Here is an 11279-nt window from a genome sequence, read left to right as displayed (position 1 = left end):
GGACAGCCATTATTTTTTGTTGATTTTAAAAGGAGCGGACAAGGTGGGCAAAATCATTTTTATTACCGGTGGAGTCCGGAGCGGAAAAAGCGCCTTTGCGGAACACTATGCGAAAACCCTTTTTGGGCGGCATCAGAAAGGGTTATTTTATATCGCTTCCGGCGTCCCTTTTGATGAAGAAATGAAAAAGCGGATACGCCGGCACCAAAATGACCGGGAACGATCACAATTGCCGTGGGTGACAATGGAAGTCGCCGATGACCTGCCGCAAGCGACTTTCGGTGCGGACGACATTGTATTGTGGGATTGTATCACGACCTGGTTAAACAATGTATTGTATAAAACGGAACAGAGTGAAAATCGATATGTAAAAATTCAACAATCGATTGAAAGATTCCAACAAACGGTCGGGCGATGGAAACAGGACGGTGCCATTGTGCTGTTGGTATCGAATGAAGTGCTCGATGAAGCCTCTTCAATCTATGAGGAAGTCAATTTATATCGTGAACTGATCGGCAAGCTTCATCAATGGATTGTGGCAATTTGCGATGAAGCGTATGAATTGGATTATGGAATCAATGTACGTAGGAAATAGGCGGTGTTTTTGTGAAAAATTTAGTATATGGATTTTTATTATCTTTGCAATTTTTTACTTCCTTTCCCATCCGGAAGGCGCTTCCGATGACGGACAAAAGCGTGACAGCAATGTTTGGCGCAATGCCGTTTATCAGCCTGTTGATGGGAATGGCGGTTGTACTGGTGATCCGATTAAATGATGTTTATTTTGAATTTTCCCCGCTTTTTTTAGCCATTTTGGTGGCGGTGCTGAATGTGGCCATGACAGGCGGTTTGCATCTGGATGGCTGGATTGATTTGGGGGATGCGTACTTTTCCTACCGTGACAAAGAAAAAAGGCTGGAAATTTTGAGCGACTCCAGGGTTGGAGCATTCGGCGCGATCGCTTTGGCGGTCCTATTATTATTGAAAGTGGGCATTTTTCATGAGATGTTCCTTCAGCGCCCTTCACATCTTTTTTATTATGTTCTTATAGTGCCCCTTTTGTGCCGTCTGGCGATCATGATCTATTTTAATATGTCGGTCAATGTGAAGGAGTCGGGATTGGCCGCTTATTTTAAAAAACAGGTGATTCCGGGTCGTCTTTGGATCTTTATAGGGGTTTATCTGTTGATCATTCTCGTGTTTGGAATTTTGTTGAAGGACGTTTTTTTCTTTGTTTTGCTAGTGGTCATGCTGATTTCGGCCTTATTTTACCGAAACTGGACGTACAAACATTTCGGCGGCATGACGGGCGATTTGCTCGGCGCATTATATGAAGGGATGGAACTGGTGCTATGGGGAATTCTGTTGTTGTGCATCTGATTCGCCACGAAAAAACGAAGGCGAATTGGCAACGGAAATATCTTGGATGGACGGATGAACCGATCGCGATCCGGAAGGCGGTTTGCTCGGTTCCGGTACATACAGAAACCGTCTATGGCAGCGATTTGAAACGCTGCCGGGAAACGGCAGAACTGTACTTTCCCAATGCCCGGTACCTCCCGTTTTCCGGTTTGAGGGAACTCGATTTCGGGGATTTTGAGATGAAAACCTATGAAGAATTGAAACATTTTGAAACCTATCGCCGATGGATTGATGCGCCGTACAAGGTGACGCCCCCCGACGGCGAATCTTTTGTTGATTTTGAAAAGCGGGTGCTGGACACGTTTCATCATATTGTGGGCAGCGGAGGAGAGTATGTGTTTGTCGTCCATGGCGGGGTGATCCGATTGTTGATTTCAAAATTTTTGAAGGAACATAGTTTCCAGGAAGTGACGGCAGAGCATCGAACGATTTACACTTTCGTTTGGGATGATGTTGGATCGTTGAAAGGGGGAGAAGCATGCAATCGGTTATCGGTGGCGCCTATAACGGTAAGAGAAAATTTGTAAAGGAATCATTGAAAGACTTGGAGAATCAGCGGATCTTTTTCTTTGAAGGGGAAATTCCGGACGGCCCCTTTACAAAAGGGGATTATGTCATCGTTGGCCATTTTGAAAAGATGGTCCCCCAATACGAAGGCTTGTCCGAAGATGAAATTGTGGAACAAATGATGGCCAAGTTGTTGAAATTGGATGAAGTGACGAATTTGATTTGCATATGCACAGACATCGGCCGCGGCATCGTCCCCCTTTCCAAAGAGGAGCGCCATTTGAGGGATACTTGCGGCCGGTTGTATCAGCAACTGTTTGAAAAGAGCGAAAAAGTGATCCGGGTGTGGTATGGGATTCCTGAAGTGTTGAAAGGGGACCATTGCCGTTTGATCAAATCTTAAACACACCAATTGAAAACTTCTGCAACCAAATTATCGGTGCAGAAGTTTTTTTCATGCAAAAAACATGACCCATCCGATGAGGATGATGGCAAGATCCGCGCTGATATGCACCACCCAGGAGCCTTTAAAGGAACCGGCCCGTTTCGTGAGAACGTCAAAAACAAAACCCACGGCAAATAATGAGAGAAGAATAAGGAGCATAATCCAAAGGGAAAACCAGCTTTGAAACAACGCAATATGATAAATGGAAAACAACAAGGAAGAAAACCCATAGGCGGTTTTCCGGTAACCCGATTCATAAAGATTCAAGAAGATGAATCCCCGGAAAAAGAACTCTTCCAAAAAAGAATTCCCAAAAATGATATAAATGCCTCTCAAAATATACTCGTTTTTTGACAGTTCCAGTTCTTTCAGGATATTGGAAAAGTCCACAAAGGAACCAAAGAGCCAAAAAACAAGCCAAATGATGCAGAAAACAGCGGTGGAAAGGGCAAAGCTCAACCGCAGCCCCGATTGTTTTTCTTTCATCCTTTTGGCAGGTTGAAACCATTTCCAATAAATCAGCGGAATGGAGGTAAAAAAGATAATTTTGAAGATCGTTTTGATTTCATAGGTGGATAAAAGAATCTGTTCAATGATGTATAACATGATGCATGCAAAAATGGACGCAACAATGATGAAAGCGGGTTCTTTGTATTTATGAATCAATGACAATAAACTGCAACTCCTTTTTGGAAAAAAACAACTGAATTGGATTGTACTATATAAACGTTTCAACCTCCCATCCGGTTTCGGAGAAGAGGAAGTTGGATGGAAATCATTGAAATCATTGAATTTTTAGAAGATTTATAAAAAATAGTAATTTACTAGAATATTTTACCGTTAATATAGAAAAATAAAGCAAAACTGATTTTAAAGGTTTTTATAGTGAAAACAATTTCTTCTATTATTATGTAGTTGATTTTTATATAACAGATGAAACAGAAAACTATTGTTATATAACAAAAATGGTGCTAGGATATGTTTATATTCAAAATAAAAAGATTATTAGAATAATGAAATGGAAAGTAGAGAGAGAAAGGGGAATAAAAGGGGATGAATGCAATCACCATTGTAATCGGGGCAATCTGCATTTTAGTAATTGCTTACCGATTTTACGGCATTTTCTTTACGAAAAAAGTGTTGAAAATCAAAGATGATCAACCGACACCGGCACATACATACAATGACGGAAAAGACTTTGTGCCAACAAATAAATGGATTGCTTTTGGCCATCACTTTGCGGCCATTGCAGCGGCTGGTCCATTGGTGGGACCGGTGTTGGCGGCCCAATTCGGATATCTGCCGGGATATTTATGGCTTTTGATTGGGGCCGTTATTGGCGGGGCTGTGCATGATGCGGTGGTGTTATTCGCATCCATGATGAAAGGCGGAAAATCCCTTTCAGAAGTCATGAAAGAAGAATTGGGACCGGTTGCCGGCTTTTGTACAGGCCTTGCCATGCTATTTATTATCACCATTACGATGGCAGGACTTTCCATGGTGATTTTGGGGGCGTTGGCTGAAAATCCATGGGGCACATTCGCCGTTGCTTCCACCATTCCAATCGCCATGATCATGGGATTGATCAACCGGTTTACCGGAAATATCAAATTATCGACCATCATCGGTGTGGTTCTGCTCGTTGCGGCAGTCTTCTATGGACCATCCATCCAAGGCACTTGGTTGGGGGATGTATTAACTTTAGATAAAGATACATTGGCGATGATCTTGCCGGTTTACGCGTTCTTTGCGGCAGCCTTGCCGGTATGGTTCCTGCTTGCACCGAGAGATTATCTGTCCAGCTTTATGAAAATTGGGGTATTTATCGCGTTAATCATTGGGGTATTTATTATAAATCCAACAATACAATTTCCAGCCATTATTCCGGATTTTATTAATGGCGGCGGTCCCATTGTTGCGGGTCCTGTATGGCCATTTGTATCCATCACCATCGCCTGCGGTGCGATTTCCGGTTTCCACGCGTTTGTAGGCTCCGGTACAACACCGAAAATGCTGAATCGTTGGGAGGATATCCGACCTGTCGGATTTGGTGCCATGTTGGTGGAATGTGTGGTAGGGGTGATGGCATTGGTTGCCGCGACGGTTCTACATCCGGCCGACTATTTCGCCATCAACTCGGCGCCTGAAAAATTCGCCCAATTAGGCATGACGGTCGTGGATTTACCGGTGCTTTCCGAAGCAATCGGCATGGATCTTGAAGGGCGTACTGGCGGTGCGGTGACATTGGCTGTGGGGATGGCTTCCATTTTCTCAGGCATCAAATGGTTCAGCCATTTGACAAGCTACTTCTATCAATTCGTCATCATGTTTGAAGCCGTCTTCATTTTAACGGCGATTGATGCCGGTACGCGTACGGCCCGATATTTGATTCAAGACTTTTTGGGGAATGTGATCAAACCGTTGAAGAAAACGGATTCGATGCTTGGAGCAATCGGTGCAAGCGCCTTGGCCTGCTTGATGTGGGGGTATTTATTGAATTCCGGGGACATCGCATCCGTATGGGCGCTGTTCGGGGTATCCAACCAGTTGATGGCATCCATCGGGTTAGTGTGCGGCGTGACATTTGTATTGAAAATCGCAGATAAACGCATTTACGCCCTGACATGTTTGATTCCGCTCGCTTACCTATATGTGACGGTCAATGTGGCAGGCATCTGGATGATCAAAAATGTCTACTGGAACGAAGCGGCAAGTGGATTCAATATGGTGAATGGCGTGTTATCGGTCATCATGTTGGCGCTTGGGTTGGTGATTGTGGTGACGTCCATTGTGAAGTGGAAAGAACTTTGGGCAAGCCCCCGCTTCAGCAAAGTGGCAACCATCAACAACTAATCTGGTGATGGTTGCCATGAATGGGATGGGAAACATATAAAATGAAGGGGTTCATCATAATAAATGCAGAACTTTGCAAGATTTGAATGCAGGGTTCTGCATTTGTTTTTTGTTTTAAAAAATAAAAATTAATTGTTGATAGAAGCTGGTAAGCAATTTGAAAAATCGGAAAATAAGATTTTTGATTGTAGTATAATAAAAGTGTACATATACCCTTTATTACCGGATTATTGTAAATTGTATATAAATACAACAGATTCGTTCTGCAATAAGCATAAATGGAGGTGAAAATAGTGGATAAACTTTCAGTCTTTATTAGTTCTGTTGCTCAAGATTCATTGACAACGTTGAGGATGAGAACTAAACAATTATTAGATAATTTGGGTCATGAAGGTATTATTTTTGAAGAGAGTATTATGTTTACTGAATTGGATAGTGTTAAAACATGTTTGGAATATGTAAAAGACAGTGATATGTTAATATTATTTATAGACACTAAAGCTGGCTCAATGATTTCCTCCGAAGGTAAATCTGTTACTCATTTGGAATTTTTAACTGCCCATGAAGAAGGAAAAAAGGTCTTGGTTTATGTAAATCGACAAGTTGTTGATGAATTTTTTAAATTGAGAGTTTTGCAAAATTAGATTTTTATTAAAAAGAGTTTTAAAAGAAACCCAAATAAATTGGGGTATTTTGTATCTTTGGTTTACAAATATTCTGTTTGTCCTTTTTTGGGCGTACTTGCAGAATTTTTCGCTTTAAAAATTTTTTAAGCGGTTTGTTGCTTTTTACTCTCTTTTGCCATTGCGAGAGCTGAAACCAGTAATACGATGGCGTTCAAGTAAATATGAGTTTTTACTTTATCGATTCCCCACACATGCAGGGAGTTCGCTGTAAGATAACTTTTCATTCTTGAATTGCACCGTTCTACACTGGTTCGCTCATTGTAAAGTTCTTTCCAACGTTTGGAATCGCGGTGTGGATTAGAGTACCGGCGAAGATCCTTATTCACGTTAATTTTTACTACCATTCCATAGTTGGAGGATGAACAGGCTGCCATTCCTAATGGGCAATCCACTTTTCCGGTTGCGTGTGGACATCTGAATTTGAGCTGATCCTTATTGGCGCCCCAATAAGTCATTTCGTACCCCATCGAACAGCGTGGGGTTCCATTGGAGGCAATTCCTTCGGGAGGCTCCTTTTCATTACGCAAATTGAGTGGAATAATAGCTTGAGCCCCGATGTTCTTGGCGGATTCGTAGTTTTTTAGCTGGTCGTACCCACCATCCATTATCAGGAAATCAATTTTAGAGTTTGTACAACTCTTTACTTGTTCAATTAATTGTGGTGCGACATCCCCATCGTTGATATGAGCAGGGGTTACTTCAATCGCCATTGGTAATTCACTTTTGGTGTCAACGGAAAGATGCATCTTATAGCCAAACCAAGTAATTTTATTACCGAAGGAATCAAACTTTGCCCCCCAATTGGCGTTGCCTGTTTGTTCACTTCGCTTCTTAGGCTGCTTCTTTTCATAAGCATCAATGGCGGCACTGTCGATAGCCTGATGTTTTCCATCAATTACTCCTTCCTCTTGAGCTAACTGGACGAGATCTTGAAAGATTCTTTTCACAAGTCCAGTTTTGGTTAGTGAAGAAAATACTCGGCTAAGAGTAGAGATGGATGGTGCAGGCCTGCTAATATCTAAACCACATTGGTAACGAAAACGCAGGTCATTTTTTAATCGATTGTGAAGAGAAGTAAAAGTATCAATACCTTCTAATGGGGCAGCGATAAGAGCCCTTAATATCCCTTCTTTGGAATGTCCTTCAGCCCCTTGGGGTGAAGAACTTTTCAATTGTTTAGCATAAGGACGCAAATCTAGAGCACTAAAAAAGATCGGTAATTTCTCTTTTGACTCTAAAATTTGCAATTCTTCAAAGGAAAATAGACTTTCTTGTAGAATATACAAAGTGACTTCCTCCTTATGGATTTTTGTGGTTTGGTCACTTCAAAATTCTACAAATAAGGGGTGAAGTCCTTTTTTATGCTTTAGAAAACCTTATGACTCTTGGGTTGAAAAATGTGCAAAATGTTCAATTAAAAAATAAATTAGACGAAGTTAATGATTTATATTTTAATAATTATAGACAATTCGTAAACGTAGTTGATACTTTCGAAACTACTTACATATCAGATTCATATGTTCTTGTTCTTCTATATGATTTATACCAAAAAGGTTACTATTTAAATTCATTTGAGTTAGGCATTGATTTAGATGATCAAATTAAACAGCATTTATCTTCAATTATGAAAAAGAGCTTAAGGTATCTCAGTATAGAAAAAGATATTCAACGAGCAATGTATCATTTTTCAATATATCGTGATTTTTACGAAAATTCATTAAGGCTTGTTGAATTGATTAGAAACGGAAAAATCGTCGACGCAAGACTTTTATTATCTAGGCTTCAAAATCAAATGGATAGAATTGTAGTTGAAAAAAATCTAAATATCAAAATGAAAAAATTACAGTATTAAATCCGGCAACGGCAATTACTTTATATTCAATGGAAAGTGATGAAATGGTATTAGTTGAATATAGTGGAGATGTAACTGCCGAAAATATCCCTTTGGATAACCGGGATTCTTATGTTGTGATAACGGCTACAAATCCTGAATATGAGGAAGCGTTATTTTATAATTATGATAAAAATCTTTTTTATTTTTTGTTTAAAGTGAATACATATGTTTTTTGTGTGCATTATCCAAACGATGGGGAAATTATTAAAGAAGAGTATCATGATTTTGTATTTAATGCTATACTAGAGTCAAAGGGATATCGTTATTGCTTTTTTCTGAAAAAATTGATGGAGGGGTAAGTATGAAAAAGGAACGGATTGTATTGGTTGCATCCGCAAAAAAAGGTTATGGCAAACAAATTATCGAACGTCAACTTGCTGCAATGAAAAAAGAATCTGCATCGATTCAAGAAAAATTTGCTAAAGTTTGTGGTACAAGGTAAAAATGGTACGATATGTTAATTACTCGTATGTATTTTCTTGAAGATAATTTGAAGGTAAGAAAAAGCCGAAATTTCGGATGTAGTGAATGCAAAAGAATATATGTTTGTAACCGGAAAGTCGCCATAAAATAAGGAAAGTATTTTCCCCTCTTTCAGGTTTGAAATGGAAGACAATAGAACAAATTTTTATTAAAAAGAGAATTTGAGTTTGTTCAAATTCTCCTTTTTCAATTTCTCTCCATTTTTTTGGTCGTTTGATCTTTGTTGGCCGTGTATATCCGTAAATTCACGGCCATTAAGGCAATGCCCATTTCATTTTCCACTTTCGATTTTCCTCGAACGGAAAATCGAGTGAAACGCAAATTAGCCTTCAAGAATCCAAAAACTGGTTCTACGTCTATTTTACGTTGACGGAAAATAGAACCAGCTTTTTCTTCTGAAAGCTTCGCTCTTACATATTCTTTTTGTTGTTCCCATTTTTCATTCACCATGACCTTTCGGTGATTGCCTTCCTTTGCTTTTGTGCATGATGAACGAAATGGACATCCTGAACAGTTTTCACATTCATCATATTCCCAATTGTCCGGATGAAATGGGTTTTGTTTATATTTCATCTTTTGTTCTTTCTCATACATATGGTATATGGAATAAGCACCTCGCGTTTGCGATCGGAAAGGATATCCCCATAGTTCACTTCACTGCCATACCATGCATTTGCCACAATATACTTTGGCAATTCAAAAATAATGTTGTTCTATCTCATCTAAAAATGGAATGAGTGTACGTGTATCTGAAGGATTTGGAAAGATGCCATAAGCCAGTACGTACTGACCTTTCGTTGCGATTTGTACATTGTACCCAGCTTTCAATTGGCCGTTTTTCATATAGTCGTCTTTCATACACATGAACGTTGCATCTAAGTCTGTTTAGGAATAAACTGTTCCGTTCCCCCAAGATGTCAAAGTCTTTTTGGTACCTTTGTTCCCGTAGAATGAAGTCTATTAATTGTTTGTAGGCTTGTTTGGGATATTTCCGGTCGCTTCTTATAATAGAGCTTCAATTTTTAACCTGAAAAGGCAGACTGCGAATAGGCACAAAAAATAATTTTGAGCATCATACGTGGATGATAAGCAGGACAGCCTGTATTTCGAAGAAACGAATGGAAGGCTTCATCAGGGATACTTTCAACAAAATGATGAATGTGGAAGGCAATATCATTTTCTTGTAATTTTATTTCTAAAACTAGAGGTAAATCTAATTGATACATGTTATAATATTTTAAATATAAGGACACTTCCTTTAGCTAAAATTTTTGGGGTCAGATACTTAAATTTTAGCAGAAAGTGTACTTTTATGATGCAATAAAATTAAGCCGCCGACACTTTACTTTTGTAAAATGCCAGCGGCTAATTTTTAGTTAGAGGTGGTTTTGTCCCAGCTTCCTTTAAGCAAAAATACATAATTAACAAAAATATAAATTAATGTTAAAATTTTCTATAGGAGGTGGGTACATGATAAGGTGTATGATTGTTTTGATGACACTTGTTTTAACAACAGGGCTTCTTTATTTAGTGGGGCATCTATTTACCATTCCGTTCATGTTTAATCACCAATATACAGATCATTCAAATGGCCTCTACATTACGAGTGGTTCATTGATTCCTTTCATAATGGGTCTAATGGCCAGTTTTCTTGCAGAAAAAATTTATATTCATAAGTACCGGGAAAAGCTTGGTTGATAACACCAAGTTTTTTTATGCACTTATGCGACAGTTGTTTCGCAAGAACGAAGGTGCAGTGATTACACAACGTTTAAAGGGCCCGATTGGTTTTAACATGAATGCAAGGGGGAAAACCGATGGATGAAGCAATCGTGGTGAAGGAAAGAGAAGATGGAATCGGGATCATTACGTTGAATCGGCCAGAAAAAAAGAATGCCTTAAACATTTCAATGCGAAGAAAAATTTCGGAATATTTGAACAGATGGAAGGATTCGGAGCATATCGGTGTTGTGATCATTACAGGGGCGGGCAACGCATTTTCCAGCGGTTTTGATTTAACGGAGTTTCAAGACCCGGCTTTATTTGATGAAATCTATGAGTCTTCCGCCAAATACCATCGGGATGTCTGGCATTTTCCAAAGCCGATGATTGCCGGCGTCAACGGATTGGCCTTTGGGGGAGGCTTTGATTTGGCAACGCTCTGTGATTTAAGGGTCAGCTCAATCGATGCCGTTTTTGCCCATCCAGAAATCAAGTTTGGCGCCCCGCCTATTTATACACCGCTCTCTTGGATTGTGGGGGAAGGGATTGCGAAGGATCTTTGTTTTACAGGAAGAAAACTGGATGCCAACAAAGCACATGACATCGGCTTCGTGAATTATCTGGTGGAACATGGACAAGTATTAAGTAAATCCATTGAAATTGCAAAGCAAATTTTAGAAGCTCCTTCAGACACCTTGCGATTCACAAAACAATTTATGATCAAACAGCGGGAAGAAAGTTTTGAAGCAGCCTTTCGCATTGAGCACGATCAAGCGTTTAAAGAAGTGTTATTTAAACATCTCAAAAAATAGAATGTCCTTTATGATTGGGTATGTCCGTGACCTATATTGTCGATGTCCATCCCCTTCGAGAACCCTTGAATGGCAGATGGGGAAGAATTTACCCTCTGATTATCAGTCTTAAGAAGAATAATAGGCATTTTTGAAAACAATCTGTTTAAAAATGAAGAAAGTGGGGTACTGATAAATAAAAATTTGTCTAAATTGTGAACAATCAGCATAAACTGTATTCACTTTCCGGACTCGAGGGGGATTTTCATTGTTACATTTTTTTCTTAAGACTTCCGCTTTTCTGTTTGTACTTGGGATTCTATTGCTTTTCAGCAGTTTTATTTTCGATGTTTCTTTTTGGTACGGCATCGGAATCGTCAACAGCGGCATCTACTTGTTGCTCATCGGCCTGTTTCTATATTTAATGGAACTAAATAAGCCAATGGATACATAAATAAAAGGAGAAAGGATGATTT

Annotated in this window: 14 protein-coding genes and 1 pseudogene; 12 read left to right on the top strand and 3 right to left on the bottom strand. The window is 39.5% G+C overall.

What is annotated here, in order from left to right:
* The first annotated feature begins 43 nt into the window (after positions 1-43).
* From NST13_RS04430 to NST13_RS04415, 4 genes are read left to right on the top strand one after another with little or no spacing between them, the layout of a single operon-like run.
* Positions 44-595: a bifunctional adenosylcobinamide kinase/adenosylcobinamide-phosphate guanylyltransferase gene (locus NST13_RS04430; protein ID WP_342469240.1), complete on the top strand. Its 552-nt coding sequence runs from the start codon at positions 44-46 to the stop codon at positions 593-595.
* 11 nt (positions 596-606) lie between these two features.
* Entirely contained in the window at positions 607-1380 is a 774-nt protein-coding gene (gene cobS, locus NST13_RS04425) for an adenosylcobinamide-GDP ribazoletransferase (RefSeq protein ID WP_342469242.1), read from the top strand.
* Positions 1353-1949, top strand: coding sequence for a histidine phosphatase family protein (locus NST13_RS04420; protein WP_342469243.1), 597 nt, complete (start codon positions 1353-1355; stop codon positions 1947-1949). Before cobS ends, NST13_RS04420 begins: the two co-directional genes overlap by 28 nt.
* Entirely contained in the window at positions 1901-2332 is a 432-nt protein-coding gene (locus tag NST13_RS04415) for a bifunctional adenosylcobinamide kinase/adenosylcobinamide-phosphate guanylyltransferase (RefSeq protein ID WP_342469244.1), read from the top strand. Before NST13_RS04420 ends, NST13_RS04415 begins: the two co-directional genes overlap by 49 nt.
* A gap of 51 nt (positions 2333-2383) precedes the next feature.
* On the opposite strand, the gene NST13_RS04410 is transcribed toward NST13_RS04415, so the two are convergent.
* Complete coding sequence (locus tag NST13_RS04410; RefSeq protein WP_342469245.1) at positions 2384-3046, bottom strand: CPBP family intramembrane glutamic endopeptidase; 663 nt, start codon at positions 3044-3046, stop codon at positions 2384-2386.
* Positions 3047-3427: 381 nt separating this feature from the next.
* Between NST13_RS04410 and NST13_RS04405 the strand changes: the two genes are divergently transcribed.
* Positions 3428-5227: a carbon starvation protein A gene (locus tag NST13_RS04405; RefSeq protein ID WP_342469246.1), complete on the top strand. Its 1800-nt coding sequence runs from the start codon at positions 3428-3430 to the stop codon at positions 5225-5227.
* Positions 5228-5520: 293 nt separating this feature from the next.
* The gene (locus NST13_RS04400) at positions 5521-5871 is read left to right on the top strand and encodes a DUF4062 domain-containing protein (protein WP_342581519.1); all 351 of its coding nucleotides are present in this window, start codon (positions 5521-5523) and stop codon (positions 5869-5871) included.
* 125 nt (positions 5872-5996) lie between these two features.
* Here the strand turns inward: NST13_RS04400 and NST13_RS04395 are convergent, their stop codons facing one another.
* A complete protein-coding gene (locus NST13_RS04395; protein WP_027725900.1) occupies positions 5997-7199 on the bottom strand; it encodes a transposase in 1203 nt (400 codons plus the stop codon).
* Positions 7200-7312: 113 nt separating this feature from the next.
* Between NST13_RS04395 and NST13_RS04390 the strand changes: the two genes are divergently transcribed.
* From NST13_RS04390 to NST13_RS04380, 3 genes are read left to right on the top strand one after another with little or no spacing between them, the layout of a single operon-like run.
* On the top strand, positions 7313-7765 hold the full coding sequence (locus NST13_RS04390; RefSeq protein WP_342581518.1) for a hypothetical protein: 453 nt from the start codon (positions 7313-7315) through the stop codon (positions 7763-7765).
* 44 nt (positions 7766-7809) lie between these two features.
* A complete protein-coding gene (locus tag NST13_RS04385; RefSeq protein WP_342581517.1) occupies positions 7810-8106 on the top strand; it encodes a hypothetical protein in 297 nt (98 codons plus the stop codon).
* 2 nt (positions 8107-8108) lie between these two features.
* Complete coding sequence (locus NST13_RS04380; RefSeq protein ID WP_342469248.1) at positions 8109-8249, top strand: hypothetical protein; 141 nt, start codon at positions 8109-8111, stop codon at positions 8247-8249.
* 227 nt (positions 8250-8476) lie between these two features.
* Here the strand turns inward: NST13_RS04380 and NST13_RS04375 are convergent.
* Positions 8477-9516 (bottom strand): annotated as a pseudogene (locus NST13_RS04375) (transposase).
* A gap of 244 nt (positions 9517-9760) precedes the next feature.
* Here NST13_RS04375 and NST13_RS04370 point away from each other — a divergent pair.
* The 3 genes from NST13_RS04370 (at position 9761) to NST13_RS04360 (ending at position 11257) form a co-directional block, all read left to right on the top strand.
* A complete protein-coding gene (locus tag NST13_RS04370) occupies positions 9761-9988 on the top strand; it encodes a hypothetical protein (RefSeq protein WP_342469249.1) in 228 nt (75 codons plus the stop codon).
* A 119-nt stretch (positions 9989-10107) separates the two neighbouring features.
* Positions 10108-10824, top strand: coding sequence for an enoyl-CoA hydratase/isomerase family protein (locus NST13_RS04365; RefSeq protein WP_342469250.1), 717 nt, complete (start codon positions 10108-10110; stop codon positions 10822-10824).
* Between the two features lie 247 nt (positions 10825-11071).
* The gene (locus NST13_RS04360) at positions 11072-11257 is read left to right on the top strand and encodes a hypothetical protein (RefSeq protein WP_342469251.1); all 186 of its coding nucleotides are present in this window, start codon (positions 11072-11074) and stop codon (positions 11255-11257) included.
* Positions 11258-11279 lie beyond the last annotated feature (22 nt).

This window comes from Ureibacillus sp. FSL W7-1570, assembly GCF_038593265.1.
GTDB classification, from domain to species: Bacteria; Bacillota; Bacilli; order Bacillales_A; family Planococcaceae; genus Ureibacillus; species Ureibacillus suwonensis.
This window is presented reverse-complemented; position numbering and strand designations above follow the sequence as displayed.